Annotated in this window: 15 protein-coding genes and 3 other RNA genes; 5 read left to right on the top strand and 13 right to left on the bottom strand. The window is 66.0% G+C overall.

Going from position 1 to position 20,175, the window contains the following annotated elements:
* Position 1: 1 nt before the first annotated feature.
* From XdyCFBP7245_RS03000 to XdyCFBP7245_RS02990, 3 genes are all read left to right on the top strand, one after another.
* Entirely contained in the window at positions 2 to 385 is a 384-nt protein-coding gene (locus XdyCFBP7245_RS03000; RefSeq protein WP_104614329.1) for an SH3 domain-containing protein, read from the top strand.
* Positions 382 to 1,917, top strand: coding sequence for a dihydrolipoamide acetyltransferase family protein (locus tag XdyCFBP7245_RS02995; protein WP_104614328.1), 1,536 nt, complete (start codon positions 382 to 384; stop codon positions 1,915 to 1,917). The genes XdyCFBP7245_RS03000 and XdyCFBP7245_RS02995 overlap by 4 nt, the downstream gene beginning before the upstream one ends.
* 348 nt (positions 1,918 to 2,265) lie before the next feature.
* Positions 2,266 to 3,555, top strand: a complete 1,290-nt coding sequence (locus XdyCFBP7245_RS02990) for a DEAD/DEAH box helicase (RefSeq protein WP_104614327.1) — start codon at positions 2,266 to 2,268, stop codon at positions 3,553 to 3,555.
* A 67-nt stretch (positions 3,556 to 3,622) separates the two neighbouring features.
* Here XdyCFBP7245_RS02990 and XdyCFBP7245_RS02985 read toward each other — a convergent pair.
* The 6 genes from XdyCFBP7245_RS02985 to XdyCFBP7245_RS02960 all read right to left on the bottom strand — a co-directional run bounded on the left by XdyCFBP7245_RS02985 (position 3,623) and on the right by XdyCFBP7245_RS02960 (position 10,616).
* A non-coding RNA gene (locus XdyCFBP7245_RS02985) (sX9 sRNA) lies at positions 3,623 to 3,701 on the bottom strand.
* 271 nt (positions 3,702 to 3,972) lie between these two features.
* On the bottom strand, positions 3,973 to 4,305 hold the full coding sequence (locus XdyCFBP7245_RS02980) for a DUF6172 family protein (protein WP_104614326.1): 333 nt from the start codon (positions 4,303 to 4,305) through the stop codon (positions 3,973 to 3,975).
* Between the two features lie 446 nt (positions 4,306 to 4,751).
* Positions 4,752 to 5,558 carry an oxidoreductase gene (locus XdyCFBP7245_RS02975; protein WP_104614325.1) on the bottom strand — a complete coding sequence of 269 codons (807 nt, stop codon included), beginning with the start codon at positions 5,556 to 5,558 and terminating at the stop codon, positions 4,752 to 4,754.
* A gap of 134 nt (positions 5,559 to 5,692) precedes the next feature.
* Positions 5,693 to 8,776, bottom strand: a complete 3,084-nt coding sequence (locus XdyCFBP7245_RS02970; RefSeq protein WP_104614324.1) for an efflux RND transporter permease subunit — start codon at positions 8,774 to 8,776, stop codon at positions 5,693 to 5,695.
* Positions 8,773 to 9,921 (bottom strand): efflux RND transporter periplasmic adaptor subunit, encoded by a 1,149-nt coding sequence (locus XdyCFBP7245_RS02965; protein WP_104614323.1) that lies wholly within the window; start codon positions 9,919 to 9,921, stop codon positions 8,773 to 8,775. Before XdyCFBP7245_RS02965 ends, XdyCFBP7245_RS02970 begins: the two co-directional genes overlap by 4 nt.
* A gap of 77 nt (positions 9,922 to 9,998) precedes the next feature.
* Positions 9,999 to 10,616 (bottom strand): TetR/AcrR family transcriptional regulator, encoded by a 618-nt coding sequence (locus XdyCFBP7245_RS02960; RefSeq protein ID WP_104614322.1) that lies wholly within the window; start codon positions 10,614 to 10,616, stop codon positions 9,999 to 10,001.
* Positions 10,617 to 10,704: 88 nt separating this feature from the next.
* On the opposite strand from XdyCFBP7245_RS02960, the gene XdyCFBP7245_RS02955 reads away from it, so the two are divergent.
* Complete coding sequence (locus tag XdyCFBP7245_RS02955) at positions 10,705 to 12,168, top strand: efflux transporter outer membrane subunit (RefSeq protein ID WP_104614321.1); 1,464 nt, start codon at positions 10,705 to 10,707, stop codon at positions 12,166 to 12,168.
* A 228-nt stretch (positions 12,169 to 12,396) separates the two neighbouring features.
* Here the strand turns inward: XdyCFBP7245_RS02955 and XdyCFBP7245_RS02950 are convergent.
* From XdyCFBP7245_RS02950 to XdyCFBP7245_RS02930, 5 genes are all read right to left on the bottom strand, one after another.
* Positions 12,397 to 12,473: non-coding RNA, sX9 sRNA (locus XdyCFBP7245_RS02950), on the bottom strand.
* A 61-nt stretch (positions 12,474 to 12,534) separates the two neighbouring features.
* Positions 12,535 to 12,969 carry a VirK family protein gene (locus XdyCFBP7245_RS02945; RefSeq protein ID WP_104614320.1) on the bottom strand — a complete coding sequence of 145 codons (435 nt, stop codon included), beginning with the start codon at positions 12,967 to 12,969 and terminating at the stop codon, positions 12,535 to 12,537.
* Positions 12,970 to 13,194: 225 nt separating this feature from the next.
* Positions 13,195 to 13,626 (bottom strand): VirK family protein, encoded by a 432-nt coding sequence (locus XdyCFBP7245_RS02940; protein ID WP_104614319.1) that lies wholly within the window; start codon positions 13,624 to 13,626, stop codon positions 13,195 to 13,197.
* A 479-nt stretch (positions 13,627 to 14,105) separates the two neighbouring features.
* Entirely contained in the window at positions 14,106 to 15,512 is a 1,407-nt protein-coding gene (locus tag XdyCFBP7245_RS02935) for an FAD/NAD(P)-binding protein (protein ID WP_104614318.1), read from the bottom strand.
* A gap of 508 nt (positions 15,513 to 16,020) precedes the next feature.
* Positions 16,021 to 16,096, bottom strand: a non-coding RNA gene (locus XdyCFBP7245_RS02930) — sX9 sRNA.
* Between the two features lie 253 nt (positions 16,097 to 16,349).
* On the opposite strand from XdyCFBP7245_RS02930, the gene XdyCFBP7245_RS02925 reads away from it, so the two are divergent.
* Positions 16,350 to 17,108, top strand: a complete 759-nt coding sequence (locus tag XdyCFBP7245_RS02925; RefSeq protein ID WP_104614317.1) for an SDR family NAD(P)-dependent oxidoreductase — start codon at positions 16,350 to 16,352, stop codon at positions 17,106 to 17,108.
* A 196-nt stretch (positions 17,109 to 17,304) separates the two neighbouring features.
* On the opposite strand, the gene XdyCFBP7245_RS02920 is transcribed toward XdyCFBP7245_RS02925, so the two are convergent.
* Together XdyCFBP7245_RS02920 and glgX are read right to left on the bottom strand one after the other, a co-directional pair.
* Positions 17,305 to 17,937: an NAD-dependent epimerase/dehydratase family protein gene (locus XdyCFBP7245_RS02920; RefSeq protein WP_104614316.1), complete on the bottom strand. Its 633-nt coding sequence runs from the start codon at positions 17,935 to 17,937 to the stop codon at positions 17,305 to 17,307.
* Positions 17,938 to 17,953: 16 nt separating this feature from the next.
* Positions 17,954 to 20,116, bottom strand: coding sequence for a glycogen debranching protein GlgX (gene glgX, locus XdyCFBP7245_RS02915; RefSeq protein WP_104614315.1), 2,163 nt, complete (start codon positions 20,114 to 20,116; stop codon positions 17,954 to 17,956).
* Between the last annotated feature and the right edge of the window lie 59 nt (positions 20,117 to 20,175).

The following is a 20,175-nucleotide window of genomic DNA, read 5'->3' as shown; positions in this document are numbered from 1 at the left end:
CATGCGCGCCCGTCTGCTTTGCGCACATCGCGCCGCCTACGCCAACCCGGTCCGCTTTGAGGCGGGCCGGCAGGTGAGCGTGGGCGTACGCGATGAAGAATGGCCAGCGTTTGCCTGGGTCACCACCGACGACGGCCGCGCCGGCTGGGCGCCGCTGGCCTGGCTGCGTCCGCTCGGTGACGGCCTGGCCGAAGCCCTGCGCGATTACGACGCGCGCGAACTCGATGCCCGTCAGGGCGAGGACGTGTTGCTGCACTACGAACACGGTGGTTGGTGGTGGTCCGAGCGTGCCGATGGCGCGCAGGGCTGGCTGCCGGCGGCCGACCTGGAACTCCTCGACGACACCACGCCGCAGCTGTCTGCGGTGCAAGAGAATCTGCCATGAGCGAAGCGAAGAATTTTCATCTGCCCGATCTGGGCGAAGGCCTGCCCGATGCCACCATCGTCGAGTGGTTCGTCAAGGAGGGCGACACGGTGCGCCTGGACGACCCGTTGGTGTCGATGGAAACCGCCAAGGCGGTGGTCGAGGTGCCGTCGCCGTTTTCCGGCACCGTGGTCAAGCTGGCCGGTGCGGCCGGCGATGTGATCGTGACCGGCTCCATGCTGGCGCAGTTCGCACTGGATGCCTCGCAGCCACAACGCGCCGATGGCCAGGATACCGGTCATGGGCATGGTCACGGCGGCAGCGCGCAGGCGGCCACGCAGAGCACCGGACAGAGCGCGGCGGGCCCAACCGAACGCGTGGTCGCCTCCGACAACGGTGGCGAAATCGCTGATGCCGACGCACATGCAGCTTCCGATGCGGCAGGCGAGCGCGATGACGCCGGCACCGTGGTCGGTGCGATGCAGAGCTCCAACACCGTGCAAAGCGAACAGGCTATTGCGGTCGGCGGCGTCCGCGCCATGCCGGTGGTGCGCGCGCTCGCGCGCAAGCTGCGCGTGGATCTGACGCAGGTGCGTGCCACCGGCCCGGACGGCACGGTGACGCTGGCCGACGTGAAGCAGGCTGCCGCCGCAGGGACCGCGCAGCCCTCACCCGGCGCGCAGGGCGTGCCGACCTCTCCCGCCAGCGGGAGAGGGGGTTCGTTCGCCAGTGGTCCGTTCGCTGAAGGTGGCAGAGCCAATGGGATCGCTGCCGACGGCAGCGATCGACCGGCAACGGCGACCCTTCTGCCGTCTGCAGGAGAAGGTGCCCGCAGGGCGGATGAGGGCCAGCACCGCTCCGCACTCTCCACCAGCGGCAAACCCATGCGCACCCAGCCGCCAGGCGTCGTCGCCAAGGGCCAGCCCGAACAGCTCAAAGGCGTGCGGCGCAACATGGCGCGCGTGATGGCCGATGCGCACAGCAAGGTGGTGCCGACCACCCTCAACGACGACGCCGACATCCACGCCTGGCAACCCGGCAACGATGTCACCGTGCGGCTGGTGCGCGCCATCGTGCGTGCCTGCCAGGCCGTGCCGGCGCTCAACGCCTGGTTCGACGGCGATGCGCTTAGCCGCACCCTGCACAACCAGGTCGATATCGGTATTGCGGTGGATACCGAAGAAGGCCTGTTCGTGCCGGCGCTGCGCAATGCCGACATGCTGGATGCGTACGGCATCCGCGAGGGCGTGAATCGGCTGCGCCAGCAGGTGGAAACCCGCAGCATCGCTGCCTCCGAATTGAGCGGCTACACCATCTCGCTGTCCAACTTCGGCATGTTCGCCGGCCGCTACGCCACCCCGGTGGTGGTGCCGCCGTGCGTGGCCATCGTCGCTGCCGGGCGCGCGCGCTACCAGCTCACCCCAGTGATGGGCGGGGTGGAAACGCACAAGGTGATGCCGCTGTCGCTGACCTTCGATCACCGCGCCGCCACCGGCGGTGAAGCCGCACGCTTCCTGCGCGCCATGCTGGACGATCTGGCACTGGCGCAGTAATCGCCCTGGCCCATCCACCGGCGGCGTTGCGCCTGCAGCGCTGCCGGTGATGCGAAAGCCGCCGTGGGCACGCACTGGCTGCACGGTACGCAACGCCGCCCGAGATGGGCGGCTTTTTTGTGGGTCTGCAGGTGGACTGACGCCATGATTTTGGGGCCATGTCCGCATCGACGTGACGAGGGCTACATGCAACGCGATTTTGTGCACAGCGCTTCCGAGCACACCGCCTGCTGTGTCTCCGGGTGACGCGGGTTGTTCGCGGATCGGCCGTGACGCCGATCGCGCGCCCAATCCAACGCGCAGCCCGCAGTGCGCACGCGCCATCGCCAATCCTGGATAATCGGCGGCATGTCATTTGCTCATCTCTCGCTGTCGCCGCAGCTGCAGCCGTTCTTCGACACCGCGCTGAGCAAGGCCGGTCATCGCACGCCCACACCGATCCAGCAGCAGGCGATCCCGCCGATGCTGGCCGGGCGCGACCTGATTGCGATGGCGCAGACCGGCTCGGGCAAGACGCTGGCCTATGCGTTGCCGCTGCTGCAGCAGCGCTGCCTGGCCCCGGACACAGCGCCGCGCGTGCTCGGTGCGCTGGTATTGGTGCCCACGCGCGAACTCGCCGCACAGGTGGACGACACGCTACGTCAGCTGGCCGCGCATCTGCCGCGCCGCTTGAAGACGGTGGTCGCCACCGGCGGCAGTTCGATAAACCCGCAGCTGTTGGCGCTGCGCGGCGGTGCCGACATCGTGGTGGCCACACCTGGCCGGTTGCTGGATCTGGTCGAGCACAACGCACTGCACCTGGGCGAGGTGACCACGCTGGTGCTGGACGAAGCCGACCGCCTGCTGGAGCTGGGCTTCGGCGCCGAGCTCGATCGCATCCTGGCGTTGTTGCCGGCGCAACGGCAGAGCGTGCTGTTTTCTGCCACCTACCCGCCGGCCATCGCCGCGCTGGCCAAACGCCGGCTGCGCGACCCACTGCGCATCACCATCGAAGCCACGCCCGAGCAGGCCACGGCGATCGAACAGCGCGCCATCGCGGTGGATGCCGGCCAACGCACGCAGCTGCTGCGGCACCTGCTGACCGAGCACGGCTGGTCGCATGTGCTGGTGTTCGTGGCCAGCCGCCACACCGCCGAGAAGGTCGCCGAAAAACTCACCAAGACCGGCATCAACGCCCAGCCGCTGCACGGCGAGTTGAGTCAGGGCCGCCGCGAGCGCACCTTGCACGCATTCAAGCAGCACGCGGTGCAAGTGCTGGTGGCCACCGATCTGGCCGGGCGCGGCATCGATATCGATGCCTTGCCGGCAGTGGTCAACTACGACTTGCCCCGCTCCACCGTGGACTACACCCACCGCATCGGCCGCACCGCGCGCGCCGGCACCAGCGGGCTGGCGATCAGCTTCATCACTGCCGACAACGCACCGCAATGGCGCCTGATCGAAAAACGTCAGGGCCTGCGCGTACCGACCAGCGTGATCGAAGGCTTCGAGCCGACCCCGGTCGAGGCCGCCGCACAAAACACGCCATCCGCTGACGCGCGCGCAGCGGACGATAACGGCGGCATCAAAGGCAAGCGGCCGAGCAAAAAAGACAAGCTCCGCGCCGTGGCACAGGCGCAGTTCGACACGCCGGGCTGAGAGCGGCCGACACGCCGCAGCGAGCAGTTGTGACCTGATCTGCATAGCCACTCGAATGGCTAAGAGTGGCAAACAAAACGTAGCGAGCAGTCGTCAGCTGGGTCTGAACGGCGCGCTCAGAACCGTAGTGTACGCGTCCGATTCCTAGCACCAGCCGCGCCCGCCTGGCGGTCGCACAGTCGTTTTGTTAGCCGCTCTCAACGCGAGCGGCAGATGCCGCTACTTATCACCAGCAGGAGGCAATCGTCCATCAGCCACCCGAAAGCGCTCGCTGGAGCACTGCAACCTTCGTGTGAGCCGTGCCGATTGGCATCCGGAAGACGGTACGCGGAATGCATTCGATCCGGCGCCGGTCACAACGCGACAGGGATTGGTCGTCCCGCAGCGGTGCGCTGCCACGGGAGGAGAGCGAAGACCTCAGTCCTGCTCGAAATCCAGCTCGCCACCGGTCAGCGCATCGCCATCGGCACGCGGAACGCGCTTGCCCGGCTTGCGCAGGATCTCAACGAAATATTGGTCGCCGCCTTCGCCGGTCAGCGCATTGATCGCGCGGATCAACTCGGCTGGCGGCAGCGGCGCGGCGCTGGACTCGTCCACCCCGAAGCGCATGTCGAAGTCCCAATAGTCCGCACCTTCGGGCAGGTCCTTGCGGCGCTCGCGGCGGATGTACTTGCGGATATCGTTCTTGCTGGCTTCCAGCAGACGGTCGCGGTTCTTGCCTTCGAGGTTGAGCTGGTAGGTCTTGCGCATGGGGACATCGTTCCGGAACTGGCCGCCTATTGTGAGGCCACGCGAGCGTTGTGGGTGAATCGCCGGCCTCCGCGCCTGCTACGCGACCGATCCATGCCCCTGCGGCGCGCAGGCGCCCGCGCCGCCATCGCCGATGCGGCGCTGACCCGCATCGATCTCGCCCAAAAACCTGAGCCGCCAGCGCAGCCGAACGCTGCCGTTGTCCCGGCGCGCTGCCCTGCCAGCCTGAACTAGATCCGATCACTGCATGGCTGCTCGCCAGATTGCGCGCCGGCGCAGCCTCTGCAGGAACCTGGGTTGGTTCGAGTCGCTTTTCGGCTGCAAGCACTTCGTCGGCGTGATCCGGGCACCAATACAGCAATGCAAGCAGCGGTGCTTACAGGGTATCGCCCAACGCGGTTCGCTGATGGTGCCAGCCCACTTGCGAGGATGAAATCACTTACCTGCTAGTGCAACCCAAGTTGCTTGCGCAGGCTCGAATCCACCGCACCGGCCGGCATGAAGCGCCGCAACTTGCTCAACAGCGATGCCTTCCCCGCTGGCGTGCGACGCATGCGCCATGCCCCCAGCGCGGCTTCCACGACCGTGCTGGCCACACTGTCAGCGGAAGGCGCGGTATCGATGCTCTGCATCACTGCACGCGTGACCAGACCGCGCTCGCGCTCGTAATCGCCGATCGCGGTCTGGGTCAGCGGCGAATTGCTGCCCAGGCCGGTCCTGGTATACGACGGCTGCACCAGGCTCACGCGTACACCAAACTGGCGCAGCTCATGGTCCAGCGTTTCCGACAGGCCTTCCACCGCATGCTTGGACGCGGCATATACGCCCATGTACGGCGCCGGCAAAAATCCCAGCACGGAGCTGACGTTGACGATACGTCCCTTGCGCCTGGCACGCATGAAGGGGGCCAATGCACGAATGGTACGCAGGATGCCGAGCACATTGGTATCGAACAACGCGGCAGCTTCCTCGGTAGTGGTTTCTTCCACTGCACCCACCAGGTTGGCCCCGGCGTTGTTGACCAGCACGTCGATATAGCCTTCCGTTTCGATGATACCGGCCACGGCGCGGTTCACCGAGTCGGCGCTGCGCACATCCATCTCGACCAGTTGCACACCGGCCAGCGGCGTGGCGGTGGCCAGCGTGCGAACGCTGCCGTACACCGCGCAACCGCGCGCGGCAAAACCCGCCGCTGCGGCGCGGCCGATGCCTGAGGACACACCGGTGATGAGGACCACTGTCTGCTGTTGCATTGCATTTCCTTCAAAAGAGGGGAGATAAGCGGGTGTGGCGTTGCGGCCGACAGGCGCCCTGTCTCGACCGCGCGCTCAGCGGGTGTGCGTCTGTGGTGAACGCAACGACGGTAGCCGTGCCGTCGTGCGGTGGGTCAGGCCGCCGCCGTTGGGGTGCGGTCGGTGTCGGGGCGGATCTTGAACCAGATCGAATACATCGCCGGCAGGAACACCAAGGTCAGGATGGTGCCGGCCAGGGTGCCGCCGATCAGCGTGTATGCCAGCGTGCCCCAGAACACCGAATGGGTGAGCGGGATGAAGGCCAGAATCGCGGCCAGTGCGGTCAGGATCACCGGACGCGCACGTTGCACGGTGGCTTCCACCAGCGCGTGGAACGGACCGAGCCCTTCGACTTCGTTCTGATGGATCTGCCCGATCAGGATCAGCGTGTTACGCATCAGGATGCCCGACAACGCAATCAACCCCACCAGCGCATTGATGCCGAATGGTTGCTGGAACACGATCAACGTAGGCACCACGCCGATCAAGCCGAGCGGGCTGGTCAGAAACACCATCACCATCGCCGAGATCGAACGCACCTGCAGGACGATGATCAGCAAGGTGGCGGCCAGCATGATCGGGAACAGCGGCAGCATCGCAGCGGTGGCCTTGCCGGATTCTTCGATGGAACCGGCCTCGATGATGCGATAGCCGCTGGGCAGTTGTTCGATGATCGGTTGCAACTGCTTGGTGATCGCGGCCGAGACATCCGGCGGCTGCAGTTTGTCGTCGACATCGCCGCCCACGGTGATCGTCGGCACGCGATCGCGGCGGCGCATGATCGGCTCTTCCATGCGCACATCCACCTTGCCCACCTGCGACAGCGGCACGCGCTGGCCGTTGGCGCCTGCCAGGGTGAAGTCGGCAATGCGTGCCGGATCAAAGCGCGTGTCGCCGGCCGAACGGGCCACCACCTGCACGCTGCGGATATCCTCGCGCACCAGCGTGATCGGCACGCCACTGAGCAGGAACTGCAACTGTTGTGCGACGGCGGTGGAAGTCAGCCCCACTGCCTGCAGACGGTCCTGATCCAGGCTGAAATGCAGCGTGGGCGTGCGCGTGCCCCAATCGGTGTTGACGGTCCGCATCATCGGGCTGTCCTGCATGACCTGCTTGACCTGCGCGGCGATGCCACGCAGCACCTGCGGGTCGGCACCGCTGACCCGGTAGGCCACCGGAAATTGCGAGTACGGGCCGAAAGTGAGTTGGGTCACGCGCACACGCGCTTCCGGCGCCAGACCTTCGGCAACGGCCTGACGCAAGCGCAGCTTCAATGCATCGCGCTGCTTCTGGTCGTCGGTGCGGATCACGATCTTGGCGAAGGACGGGTCCGGCAGTTCCGGGCCCATCGCCAGGTAGAAGCGCGGCGCGCCCTGGCCGATATACGCGGTGACGATCTTCGCCTCGTCCTGCTTGGCCAGCCAGGCTTCCACTTTGGCCGCAGCGGCGCTGGTCTGGTTGATCGAGGTGCCGTACGGCAGCTGCACTTCGACCAACACCTCGGGACGATCGGAGATCGGGAAAAACTGCTTCTTGACGATGCCCATGCCCAGGATCGCCACCACGAACAGCCCCACCACCGCGCCGGCCACCAGCCACTTGCGCGCAATCACGCGCGACAGCGCCGCACGGAAGCGGTTGTAGCGCGGTGTGTCGTACATCGCGGCGTGGCCGCCTTCGACCTTCTTCAGGTCCGGCAGCATCTTGACGCCCAGGTAAGGCGTAAACACCACCGCCACCACCCACGACACGATCAACGCGATGCCCACGATCCAGAACATGTTGCTGGTGTATTCGCCGGCGCTGGAAGCGGCAAACCCGTTCGGCATGAAGCCGACTGCGGTGACCAGGGTGCCGGACAACATCGGCGCGGCGGTGTGGCTCCATGCATACGCCGAGGCGGCGACGCGGCTATAGCCTTCCTCCATTTTCACCACCATCATTTCGATGGCGATAATGGCGTCGTCCACCAACAACCCCAGCGCCAGGATCAACGAGCCCAGCGTGATGCGGTCGAAGTTCTTGCCGGTGGCCAGCATCACCACGAACACCGCTGCCAGCGTCAGCGGCACCGCTGCCGCCACCACGATGCCCACGCGCCAGCCCATGCTGACGAAGCACACCAGCATCACCACCAGCAGTGCGACGAAGAACTTGGTCATGAATTCGCCGACCGACGCGTCGATGTTGACCGCCTGGTCGGTGACCTTGCTCAGGCGCATGCCCAGCGGCAACTCGGCATTGATTGCGCCCACTTCGCTGTCCAGCGATTTGCCCAGATCCAGACCGTTCCAGCCGTCGCGCATGATGATGCCGAGCAGCAACGCTTGCTCGCCGCCGCTGCGGATCATGAAGGTGGACGGATCTTCGTAACCGCGTTTGACCGTGGCGATATCCGATAACTTCAGCGTGCGGCCCTGCACCACCAACGGGGTATCGCGAATCTTCTGCAGGTTATCCAGCGCGCCATCCAGGCGGATGAACACCTGCGGGCCGCGCGTTTCCACCGAGCCGGCCGCATTCAACGCATTTTGCGTATTGAGCGCGGCAAACACGTCCTGCGGGCTCACGCCCAAGGTGGCCAGACGTTCGTGCGAGAACTCGACGAAGATGCGTTCGGGCTGCTCGCCGAGGATGTTGACCTTCTTGACGCCCGGCACGTGCAGGATGCGCTGGCGCAGCGTTTCTGCATCGCGAGCAAGCAGGCGTTGCGGCTCGCCACGAGCCTTGAGCGCGAACAGCGCAAAGGTGACGTCGGCATATTCGTCGTTGATCATCGGCCCGATCACCCCGGCCGGCAGATTGCCCACTTCATCGCCGGCTTTCTTGCGTGCCTGATAGAACTGCTCCTGCACCTGGTCGGGCGGTGTGCTATCCAGCAAGGTCAAGGTGGTGAATGCAAGACCGGGGCGCGTGTAGGTTTCGGTGCGGTCGTACCAGCGCAGTTCCTGCATGCGCTTTTCGAGTTTTTCGGCAACCTGGTCCTGCATTTCCTGCGGCGTGGCGCCGGGCCAGGCGGTGATGATCGTCATCACCTTGACCGTGAATGCCGGGTCTTCCGCACGGCCGAGTTTGAGAAACGCGACCAGGCCGGCCAGCGAAATCAGCACGAGCAGAAACAGCGTGATCGAGCGTTCGCGGACGGCGAGTGCGGAGAGGTTGAATCGGCCCTCGCTCACGGCTGCGCTCCTGCCGCGGTGGCGGTCTTGGACGCGGTCGTCGCGGTGGTGCCGGCAGCGTTGGCGCCGGCAATGCGTACCTGCTCGCCTTCGCGTAACAAGTGCGCGCCCAGCGCCACGATGCGCTCGCCGCGTGCCAGCGTGCCGGCGACGTTGGCGTGGTCGTCGTCCAGCCCCAGCACCGTCACCGGCCGCCAGCTCACCTTGGCCGGTTGACCGGCAATCACCCACACGCCCGGCCCCTTTCCGGCATCGAACACTGCGGCTAGCGGCACCTGCAGGCCGGTTTGCGTGCCGGTGGCCGTGCCATCGGCAATGCGGATGCTCACTGTGGTGCCCAACGGCGCCTGCGCAAGCGCACCGTCGAGCACGTAACGCGCCTCGAAGGTGCGGGTGAGCCGGTCGGCGCTTTCGGACAGCTGACGCAAGGTGGCGGGAACGCTCACGGCGGCATTGCCGAACAAGGTGGCCTGCGCGATGGAACCGACCTGCGGGCGCAGCGTTTCCGGCAACTGGATCACCGCCTCGCGGGGGCCGGCATGCGCCAGACGCACCACCGGCTGCCCGGCGGCGACCACCTGGCCGGGCTCGACCAGCGTCTCCATCACCACGCCGTCGGCATCGGCCAGCAGATCGGTGTAACGGTTGGCGTTGCGCGCCACATCGGCCTGGGCCTGGGCAGCGCTCAGCTGCGCCTTGGCCGCGTCGGCGGCGGCCTTGATCTGGTCGTACGCAGAAGCCGAGATGGCGCCGGTGCCGCGCAGATCGCGGTAACGCGCTTCATCGTCGGCGGTCTGCTGGGCACGGGCCCTGGCGGCGGCCACCGCGTCCTGCTGCGCCTTTGCAGCCAGTTGCAGGTCGATCGGGTCGATCCGCAGCAGCGGTTGCCCGCGCTTGACGCGCTGGCCGGCATCGACCAGCCGCTCGGACACCTTGCCGGCGACCCGGAAGCCCAGATCGCTCTGGACCCGGGCCGCGACGGTGCCGGAGAAACTGCGTGCCGCGCTGCTGGCGTCGGCCACCGTGGCGGCCCGCACCAGCGGCGTGGCGGTGCGTGGATCGGGCTGCGCCTTGCCGCCGCAGGCAATCAGTGCCAGCGGCAGGACACACAGGACGGTGGAGGTGACAAGGCGGCGCCGAAGCATGGGAATCCCGAAGCAAGCTGATGAAGGCTCGCATCTTGGGACTTGTGACCATATCAGTCAATGGTCACGAACAAATTTTATGGAGCCAGGCTCCTGAGCACCAGCCCCGACAGCAACGCCGGCACTTCGCCGACGTGCTCCAGGCTGTGCTGCAGCAGCAACGGATTGATATAGGGCCGCATCACCAGATAGACCGCCTGCACCATCTCGTCCAGCGGCGTCTTGCGCTCGAAATCCCCTTTTTGCCGCCCCTGCAGCAGGATGTCCTGCAGCAGCGCCTGGACGTGCGTTTCATAGGCGATCACCGGCGGCCAGCGCTCGGTCGCCGCGGAGGTGGCAATCTCATACAACTTGCGATCGCGCGAGTACAACCGCAGGCTGGCCTCGATAATCACCTTGAAAAGACTGCGTAATTTCTCCGGCGGCGCCGCAGCGGCAGCTACCGCCGCCAGTACTTCGGCCTCGATCTCGCGCAGGCAGTGGCTGCAGATCATCTCGCCGATGGCCTGCTTGGACTCGAAGAACTTGTAGATATACGCCTTGGAAAAGCCGACGGCCTTGGCCAGGTCGGACACGGCGGTCTTCTCGTAGCCGTAGCGGCTGAAATGCTCGGTGGCGGCGATCACGATCTGGTCGCGCACCTCGTGATCGGCCGGCCCGCGGCCCGAAACAGGGTAACTGGATGCTTGGTTCATTCCGACAGCTTAGCGCCGTCGCCCGCGACTTACAAAAGTGACTATTTCGTATTATAGTCACTCACCGTCTCGCCACTCCGGTCCCGTCATGCCCTCACTGCGCCTCCTTGCCGTGCTCATTGCCACCAGTCTTGCCGCAGGTTGCGCGGTAGGCCCCAACTACGCCCGTCCGGATGCACCGTTGCCCGACCACTATCTCGGTCAGGCCGCGCTGGCTGATCGCCACGCCACCACGCAGGCGGAGCTGGCCAACTGGTGGGCGGGCTTCAACGACCCGGACCTGAGCCGCTACGTCGGCGCCGCGCTGGCGCAGAACCTGGATCTGGCCCAGGCCACCGCGCGGGTCACCCAGGCCCGCGCCGGGCTGACCGCCGCCACCGCTGCGCTGCTGCCGTCCGGCAACCTCAGCGGCAGCGCCACCCGCGCCTACCAATCGCTGGAGACTCCGCTGGGACAGGTCCTCAACAGCACCCCCGACTTCGACCGCTACGCCAGCGTCTACGAGGCCAATCTGGGCGCCAGCTGGGAGCTGGATCTGTTCGGCGGGCTGCGCCGTGGGCGCCAGGCCGCCGTAGCTGACTACCAGGCCACCGAGGCCGGCGCCGCGGCCACCCGGCTGGCGGTGGCCGCGCAGACCGCCGACATCTACATCAGCATCCGCGGCCTGCAGGCGCGGCTGGACGTGGCACAGCGCCAGGTCGCGGCCCAGCAAGGGCTGGTGGCGATGGTGACGCTATTACACGACAAGGGCCTGGCCGCCGAACTGCAAATGCAGCAGGCCCAGGGCGCGCTGTCCCAGGCACAGGCGACCGTCCCCGGCCTGGAAGCGGGCCTGGTCGCGGCAATGAACGCGCTGGACGTGATGCTGGGCGTGTCGCCCGGCACCCACCGCGCCGAGCTGGCCGCCAGCAAACCCATCCCGCTGGCGCCGCAGATCGCCGACAGCGGCTCGCCGGCCGACCTGTTGCGGCGCCGGCCCGACCTGATCGCCGCCGAGCGCCGGCTGGCTGCCTCCAATGCACGCATCGGCGTGGCAATGGCCGAGTACTACCCCAAGTTCTCGCTGAGCGGCCTGCTGGGCAGCGCCACCGCCCTCTCCGGCGCCAACCTGTTTACCGGCGATGCCGCGCAGGCGTCCGGCGTGCTGGGGCTGCGCTGGCGGCTATTCGACTTCGGCCGCATCAATGCGCAGATCGCGCAGGCCAAGGGGCAGGAGGCCGAGCAGTTGGCCGCCTACCGCCTGGCAGTCTTGCGCGCCACCGAAGATGTCGAAAACGCCTTCACCGCGCTGGTCAAACGCGAGCAACAAGCTGCCTTGCTGACGCAAGGTGTGGACGCGTTGGGCAAGGCTCGTGGCGCATCGGCGCTGGCGTATGAAAAAGGCACCGTCAGCCTGATCGAAGTGCTCAATGCCGACGACAGCCTGCTGCGTGCCTCCGATGCACAGGTGCAGGCGCGCACCGAAGCGGCACGCAGCGCGGTTGCCGCCTTCAAGGCGTTGGGCGGCGGCTGGCAACGCGGCGATACCGCAGTCGCGGTGCAGCAGCGGTAGACCCAGGGGAGCACTGCTGCACCCGGAGCTGCAGTTGATCTGCAGCGACCGGGATCAGACGCCGCTTCCACAGCTGACGGGTGGTCGCGCCGGAGTCTGCTCGGCGCGTGTTGCAATGAGGCTATGGCCTGGCTTGGCAGTTCGATTCGGCATCCGATGCCCTGCAAGGATCCGCACGATGCCACCCTCCGCGTGGCATCGTGCCCTGCAAGCAACGCCTTGTAGAGCGGCTAATAAACGTAACAAGCAGGTGTCAGGTGGGTGTGGACGGCGCGCTCAGAACTGGAGTGTACGAGGTGATACATGCCGCACCGAGTACCGGCCGCGCGCGCTTGGCGGTGAGCACAGTCGTTTTGTTAGCAGCTCTTAATCGGCGTGGAAACGGATGCCCTGGTCGAGCGTGCATTGATATGCCAGCAGCGGGCCGCGCTGCTGCAGGCTCGGCAAATCGTACATAGACGTGGTCAGCCGCACGCGATTGTCCGGAGCCACCTGGTAACGCTGAAATTGCTGAAACGGCCGGCCATCGCTGCTGGCGGCAATGAACTGCGTGTCGGAAAACGACAGCGTTCCATCGTCGGTCAGACGGTAGGCACCGATACGCACACCGCCGCGGCTGCGGCTGGCCGTGGTGCCGGCCTCCGGCGCGCAACGCGACAGGTCGACCGATACCGCAACGTCATGACCGGACTCCAGCGTGGCGATCAGATCTGCAGACGAAGAGATGCGTTGCTTGGCCAATGCCGGTGAGATCGTCGCGCAAACGGCGACAGCAACCACTGCAAGACGGCAGCTCAACATGACGATTTTCCTGGTGATGCGCGCACGCCTGAAGGAGCAGGTACATGCGCGCCGGGTGATTGGTTGGCGGTGCGTCCGACGCATGCGGTGCAGACTCCGCATGACTGGCACACCGGTAGTGCACGGATGCAGCCGCATGGCCGTGGTGTTGCACAGCTCCCGCGCTGGCCCGGCGTTATATCGCACCGGTCAGCGGGGATTACGCAATCGCTTTGTCGGTGGCTCTCAATCGGCGTGGAAGCGGATGCCCTGATTGATCGTGCACACATACCCCAGCATCGGCCCGCGCTGTTGCAGCGACGGCAGGTCGTACATGTAGGTGGTGAACCGCACGCTGCCATCCGGACGCAGCTGATACCGCATGAACTGCTGGATCGGCTTGCCATCGTTGGCGACAGTGAAATGCGACCCCGCAAATGCGACGGTGCCGTCTTCGGTGATGCGATAGGCATCGATATGGCGACCACCGCGGGTCCGAGTGGTCGGTGTGCCTTCTTCGGGTGTGCAGAGACTGAGATCGGTGGACAGACTGACGTCGTAACCGGCATCCAGCGCGGCGATGACATCGGCACGCGTATTGAGCGTTTCGCTGGCGACGGCAGGTAGCGCGGACGCGCACAGCGCAGCGGCTAGAGCAATGGGAGCAAGACGGGGCATGGGGAACTCCAGGCAGGCAAGGGGGATGTAGCGACCTGGACTTTAGAGAGCCCAGGACGCACAACATGACCCACTCCTGTCCGCATGCGTGCACTGCGCTACGCATCACGCTGCATGTTTGCGCTGTGTGGCGCAGCGGTGCGCATGCGCACAGTTTTTGGCTATGCCTGCGCGCGCAGAGATCGGTAAAAACGCGATAGACGCATCGTCACGTCGCGATCAAACAAGCGCAGCAGCGCTGGCACGACACAACGACCCACGCGATGCGCAAACGCCAGATTCCCGCAGTTCCAACAAAGGCAGCACGCGATCAGCCACAGAGCCCCTCTTCCACCGGAAGGGGGTTGGGGCGAGGGTGCGAAGCAAAGCGACGCATTCGACTCAAACGAACGCCGCAAGCACCTGCGCTCCGCACACCATCTCGTTCCCGAGCAAACACATCAAGCGCCTCATGCAAACAGCGCATCAACTACCAACATCTACCGCCCATTGACCTCGCGCGACACCGTCCCCCGCTCCGGCTGTAACGCCGGCGTCGCACCCAGCAGCAGGCGCTCTGCCAACGCACGGGTCGCCACGCGCAGTTCCGGCACGGCGGTAATCTCCCAGTACCGCCCGCGTAGCAGCGGCCCAACGCAATACAGCCCCTGCACGATCTGCCCGGCGCCGTCGCGCACGCGCAGTTGCGCATCGGTGTCCACACCCAGGCCCAATGGATCGGCGCGCAACAGGCCGGCTTCGCGCATGCCGGCAATCAATGGGTCGCTGGTGCGGTCGATATCGGTATCCAGGCCGGTGGCGCGGATCACCGCATCGAAGCGATGCGTCTGCGCATCGGCAGCGGCACGCGGGCGGATCACCGCTTCCACACCATCGGGCACCCAACGCGCACGCAGCAGCCGCGCCGCAACGATCTGCAACTGGCCGGATGCCTGCAACTGCTGCAAGTGCTCCGCCGCACCCGGCGCGACGCGATGCCGCGCCACTTCCCAGTAGGGGCGCAGATGCCGCAGGAAACGCGCACGCTGGGCCAGCGTGAGGCGCTGCCACAGCGGCTGCAGATGCGGGCGCAATGCATCCACCACGCGGCGCCAATCGTCCACCACCGCACTGAGCTGACGTACACCGCGCAGCAGCCCGCGCAGATCGGCATCCTTGAGCGCACGTTGCAGATGCGGCGGCAGGTCCAGTGGCGCACCGGGCTGACGCAGATGCGCCTGCGGGGCCAATCCGCGCCGCGAGATCGCCAGCATGCGGCCGCGGTGCCCGCGTGCGTGCAGGGTCAATGCCACATCCACCATGGTCAGCCCGGTGCCCACGATCAGCACGTCATCGTCGGGCGCCAGCCGCGACAACGCATCGCCCTGCCACGGCCAGCCGATGTAGCGCGCATGCACGCTCAACCGCGGGCCGATGCCGGCCAACGCCTGCGGCTGCAGCGCACCGACCGCCAGCACCACGCGGTCGCTGTGGAAGGCATCGCCATTGGCAAGAAACACCCGGAAACCGCGACGCGCGCGCTCCACCGCCACCGCCTCCTGCGACAGCCGCATCACCGATGCCTGCGCACCACTGACCGCCGCATCCAGCTCGCTACGCAAGTAATCGCCGTAGGCCAGCCGCGGCAGGAATTCCAGCCGCCCGCTCTCGCCCAGATGCAAGGTATCGGCGAAGGCGCCGGGCGCCTGCGCATCGATGCCCAGATCCTTGGCGCGCACGTTGAGCAGATGCTCCGGTCGCGCCGCGCCATACGCGATGCCGCTGCCAAACGTGTCGGCAACACCGACCAGGGTGATGCGCACCTGCGCATCGGCCGTCTGCGCCAGCGCACGGACCAGCGCGGTGCCGCAGAAGCCGGCACCGATGACGGTGATATGGGTTTCCATGTACAACTCCCACTGAATGACCCGCACGTTGTGCCCGCAGCGCCGCGCGGTTGTGTAAACAAATGGTTAGCGGCGAGCAACCGGAAAGGCATGAGCTGATCGCCAGCCGTGATGAGGCTTACGGCGCAGGCTGCGCGTGCTGCAGATGGCAGTGAGATGACAGCGGCCGCCGCTGCAATCAGTGCTGCCGATGCGGGGTGCAGATGATGGGTTTGGCCTGTGCTGCGCAATGCACGCCGGGTCGCATACGGGCTGGCGAAGTGCCTTGTCGAGGTGCAGCTGCGTGGAGGTTTGAGGTTTGAGGTTTGAGGTTTGAGGTTTGGTGTTGGTTTTGGTGTTGGTGTTGGTGCTGGGTGTTGGGTGTTGGGAGCTGGTACTGGGAGCTGGTGCTGGGTGCTGGGTGCTGGGTGCTGGTGTGATCGTGGAGATGGTGGCGACTCTGTGCCAGCGCTGATGTCGCGCCGGCGACCGTGTTTTATGTCAGGGCGTCTGTATCCGAACCAAGAGCGGCTGACAAAACGTAGCGAGCAGTCGTCAGGTGAGTGCGGAAAGCGCACAAGAACCGAAGTAGACGAGTGGTACATGCCGCACCGGGCACCGGGCACCGAGCACCGGCTGCGCCCGCCTGACGGCTGCGCAGTCCTCCTGTTAGCTGCTCTAAGCGCAGTATCAGGTGTTGTCGAACGACTTCAATCGACGTGGGCAGCGCTGTGCAGACTGTTGCAACGCTTTATGCGATGACGCCTTACACCTGGACAGCACAACGGCCAGCGCACGCAGCGGCCATGTCGGCACCAAGCTGTTCGATAATGCGGGTTTTCCGCAATGAGTAACGCCATGCCTCTTTCTGCACACCGTGCGCAACGCGTGCTGATCGCCGGGGGTAGCCGCGGCATCGGCCTGGCGATCGCCGAGGCGTTCGTGCGCAGCGGCGCTCACGTATCGATCTGCGCGCGCAGTGCAGACGGCCTGACCCAGGCGGCGCAGACACTGGAAGCCTACGGCACGCCGGTACATACCCTGCCCTGCGATCTTGCCGACGCAGCGCAGATCGAGGCGTATGTGCAGGCCGCAGCGCAGGCGCTGGGCGGCCTGGACGTGGTGATCAACAACGCCTCCGGCTACGGGCATGGCAACGACGACGCCAGTTGGCAGGCAGGGCTGGACGTCGACCTGATGGCGGCCGTGCGCTGCAACCGCGCCGCGCTGCCGCATCTGCGCACCAGCGCCGCAGCGGTGATCCTCAACATCAGCTCGATCAACGCGCAGCGCCCCACACCGCGCGCGATCGCCTATTCCACCGCCAAGGCCGCGCTCAATTACTACACCACCACACTGGCCGCCGAACTTGCGCGCGACCGCATCCGCGTCAATGCGATCGCACCGGGCTCCATCGAGTTCCCGGATGGACTCTGGGACAAGCGGCGTCGCGACGAACCGGAACTCTACGCACGCATCCGCGACAGCATTCCATTCGGCGGCTTCGGGCAGGTGCAGCACATCGCCGATGCCGCACTGTTCCTCGCATCGCCGCAGGCGCGCTGGATCACCGGGCAGGTGCTGGCGGTGGATGGCGGGCAGTCGTTGGGGGTGTGATCAGCGCAGGCTTGGTGCAGGAATGCCAGTGCGCAACGCTTGGCGGGAGCGCGCTGTTGCGCGATGAGGCCATCTCGGTAATGCCGCGTCGCGCACAGGCACGCTCCTACAAACGCAGTCGTTGCGCTCTGCATTCGCAGCAACCTGTCTCCATTCGCTGCCACCGCCTGGCACCGCTGCATGGCGGTGGCAACGCTCAGCCAGCCAACTCCGCCGCCTCGACACTATGCTCGCCACGTGCCGGCGCTAACGCGGCGGCGACCATCGCGGCGGCAATGCGCTCGGCCGGATTGATGCGAAAGCGCCGTGGCAGGATCGGGCCGAGTGCGCCCAGCACCACGCTGCCGAGGTGTTCGCCGGTGCGGCGTTCTTCGCGCTCACCGCCGATCAGCCCGGGGCGTACGAAGGTCAGCGAGGGGAAGCCGATCGTGCGTAGATCGCACTCCAGTTCGCCCTTGACGCGGTTATAGAAGATGCGCGAGTGCGCGTCCGCGCCGGCCGCCGAGTTCAGTACGAACACCGAGGTACCCTGCGCGCAGGCAGCGCGCGCCAGAGCCAGCGGGTAGTCGTGGTCGATGCGGTAGAAGGCCTCGCGCGAACCGGCATGTTTCATGGTGCTGCCCAGCGCGCAGATGGCCGCTTCCATGCGCGGTGCAGTCCAGTGGTCCAGGCGCTCGAAGTCGATCACCTGGTTGCGCAGTTTGGGATGAATCTGCGTCAACGGGCGACGCGTCAGCGCCACCACACCCGTGCAGCGCGCATCGGCGAGCAACTGCTGCAACACCTGTTTGCCGACCAGACCGGTCGCCCCTGCCAACAACACATCCATCAGGCCACTCCGCTCATCAACGCCCACCCTCGGAGACGATGCGCGCACTGCTGATCACGCGGTCGCGCTCCACTGCCAGCAAGGTGAGCGAATGCGCGGGCGCCTTCCACTCGCTGCCGCCGGCCACCACGCGGCCGCCGTGACGTGCGGTATCGACCAGCACGCGCCAGTGTTCGTCGTGCATGGCCGGCAGCGTGAACGACACAGTGGTGGAGGCGGCATTGATCAGCATCAGCAAGGTGACGTTGGCGGCGATCTCGCGCAGGCCGGTGGTCGGCGAGCGGCCGTCCAGGCGCAGCATCAATGCGCGCGCTTCCGGGTCGTGCCAGCCGGCTTCATCCATCTCGGTGCCGTTGGGCGCCAGCCAGGTGAGATCCCGCAAGCCCAGCGCTTCGTCGAACTTGCCGTCGAAAAAGCGTGCGCGATGCAGCAATGGGTAACGCTGACGGATGCGAATCAAGCGGCGCACGAACGCGGCCTGATCGGCAGCGGCAGCCTTGGTGGCGGCGGTCCAGTCGATCCAGCTGAGCTCGTTGTCCTGGCAATAGGCGTTGTTGTTGCCGTTCTGGCTATGGCCGAATTCATCGCCGGCCAGCAGCATCGGTGTGCCTTGCGACAGCAGCAAGGTGGCGAGCAGGTTGCGCATCTGCTGACGGCGCAGCTGCTTGATCGCCGGGTCGTTGGTGTCGCCTTCGACACCGTAATTGGCGGAGATATTGTGATCGCTGCCGTCCCTGCCGTCTTCGCCGTTGGCGAGGTTGTGCTTGCCCTCGTAACTGACCAGATCGCGCAAGGTAAACCCATCGTGCGCGGTGACGAAGTTGACCGACGCAGTCGGGCGGCGGCCGCTGTGATCGAACAGATCGGCAGAGCCGGTCAGGCGCGTAGCCAGCTCGGCCAGTTGCCCGCCATCGCCGCGCCAGAACGCACGCACGTTGTCGCGGAACTTGTCGTTCCACTCCACCCAACCCGGCGGGAAATTACCCACCTGGTAACCACCAGGGCCGATATCCCAGGGCTCGGCGATCAACTTGGTCTGGCTCAGCACCGGGTCCTGCCGCACCGCATCCAGAAAGCTGCCCGACGGATCGAAGCCATAACGCTCGCGGCCGAGGATGCTGGCCAGATCGAAGCGGAAGCCGTCCACATGCATTTCCTGCACCCAGTAGCGCAGCGAATCCATCACCATGCGCAGCGCGCCGACGTTGGTCAGGTCGAAGGTATTCCCGGTACCGGTGTCGTTGATGTAGAAGCGGCGATCGTCGGCCAGGCGATAGTAGCTGGCGTTGTCGATGCCCTTGAACGACAGCGTCGGCCCCAGCTCGTTGCCTTCGGCGGTGTGGTTGTAGACCACGTCCAGCAGCACTTCCAGGCCGGCGTGGTGCAGCCGCGCCACCATCTGCTTGAACTCGGCCACGGTGCGCGTGGACATGTAGCGGCCCTGCGGCGCAAAGAACCCGAGCGTGTTGTAGCCCCAGTAATTGCGCAGGCCTTTTTCCAGCAGGTATTGGTCGTCGACGAAGGCGTGAACGGGGAGCAGTTCCACCGCAGTGACGCCGAGCGAGCTGATATGGTCGATCAGTTCGTCTGTCTTCAAGGCCGAGAAGGTGCCGCGTTCTTCCGGCGGCACCGCCGGGTGCAGCATGCTCAACCCGCGCACGTGCGCTTCGTAGATCACCGTGCGGTTCCAGGGCGTCTGCGGCGGGCGGTCCTGGCCCCAGGTAAAGGCCGGGTCGATCACCGCGGATTTGGGCATGAAGGCCGCGCTGTCGCGGCGATCGAAGCTCAGGTCCTTGTCGCGATGCCCGATGGTGTAGCCGAACAGGTGCGGCGCCCATTTGAGTTCGCCGACGATCTGCTTGGCATACGGATCCAGCAGCAGCTTGTTGTGGTTGAAGCGATGACCGGCCTCGGGGGCATAGGGCCCATGCACGCGGTAGCCGTACAGCTGGCCCGGGCGCGCATCCGGCAGATAGCCGTGCCAGACTTCGTCGGTGTATTCGGGCAGCGCCAAGCGCTCCTGCTCGCGGCCGCGCTCGTCGAACAGGCACAACTCCACGCGCGTGGCGTTACGCGAATACAGCGCAAAGTTGACGCCCAGACCATCCCAGGTGGCGCCGAGGGGGTTGGGACGGCCTTCGCGGATGCGCGAGCGCTGAGTGAACTTGCGAGTGGCCATCGGTAACTCCTTAGAACGGTGAACTCAAGACAGTGCGCGGTGTGCGGCTGCGGCGGGCT

The organism is Xanthomonas dyei, assembly GCF_002939865.1.
GTDB classification, from domain to species: domain Bacteria; phylum Pseudomonadota; class Gammaproteobacteria; order Xanthomonadales; family Xanthomonadaceae; genus Xanthomonas; species Xanthomonas dyei.
This window is presented reverse-complemented; position numbering and strand designations above follow the sequence as displayed.

Excerpts from the sequence above, each read along its gene's own strand:
- XdyCFBP7245_RS02975 (WP_104614325.1), bottom strand. The coding sequence starts at position 5,558 with ATGCAACAGCAGACAGTGGTCCTCATCACCGGTGTGTCCTCAGGCATC.
- XdyCFBP7245_RS02980 (WP_104614326.1), bottom strand. The coding sequence starts at position 4,305 with ATGCGCAAGACCTACCAGCTCAACCTCGAAGGCAAGAACCGCGACCGT.
- XdyCFBP7245_RS02960 (WP_104614322.1), bottom strand. The coding sequence starts at position 10,616 with ATGAACCAAGCATCCAGTTACCCTGTTTCGGGCCGCGGGCCGGCCGAT.
- XdyCFBP7245_RS02965 (WP_104614323.1), bottom strand. The coding sequence starts at position 9,921 with ATGCTTCGGCGCCGCCTTGTCACCTCCACCGTCCTGTGTGTCCTGCCG.
- XdyCFBP7245_RS03000 (WP_104614329.1), top strand. The coding sequence starts at position 2 with ATGCGCGCCCGTCTGCTTTGCGCACATCGCGCCGCCTACGCCAACCCG.
- XdyCFBP7245_RS02940 (WP_104614319.1), bottom strand. The coding sequence starts at position 13,626 with ATGCCCCGTCTTGCTCCCATTGCTCTAGCCGCTGCGCTGTGCGCGTCC.
- XdyCFBP7245_RS02995 (WP_104614328.1), top strand. The coding sequence starts at position 382 with ATGAGCGAAGCGAAGAATTTTCATCTGCCCGATCTGGGCGAAGGCCTG.
- XdyCFBP7245_RS02945 (WP_104614320.1), bottom strand. The coding sequence starts at position 12,969 with ATGTTGAGCTGCCGTCTTGCAGTGGTTGCTGTCGCCGTTTGCGCGACG.
- XdyCFBP7245_RS02935 (WP_104614318.1), bottom strand. The coding sequence starts at position 15,512 with ATGGAAACCCATATCACCGTCATCGGTGCCGGCTTCTGCGGCACCGCG.
- glgX (WP_104614315.1), bottom strand. The coding sequence starts at position 20,116 with ATGGCCACTCGCAAGTTCACTCAGCGCTCGCGCATCCGCGAAGGCCGT.
- XdyCFBP7245_RS02990 (WP_104614327.1), top strand. The coding sequence starts at position 2,266 with ATGTCATTTGCTCATCTCTCGCTGTCGCCGCAGCTGCAGCCGTTCTTC.
- XdyCFBP7245_RS02955 (WP_104614321.1), top strand. The coding sequence starts at position 10,705 with ATGCCCTCACTGCGCCTCCTTGCCGTGCTCATTGCCACCAGTCTTGCC.
- XdyCFBP7245_RS02925 (WP_104614317.1), top strand. The coding sequence starts at position 16,350 with ATGCCTCTTTCTGCACACCGTGCGCAACGCGTGCTGATCGCCGGGGGT.
- XdyCFBP7245_RS02920 (WP_104614316.1), bottom strand. The coding sequence starts at position 17,937 with ATGGATGTGTTGTTGGCAGGGGCGACCGGTCTGGTCGGCAAACAGGTG.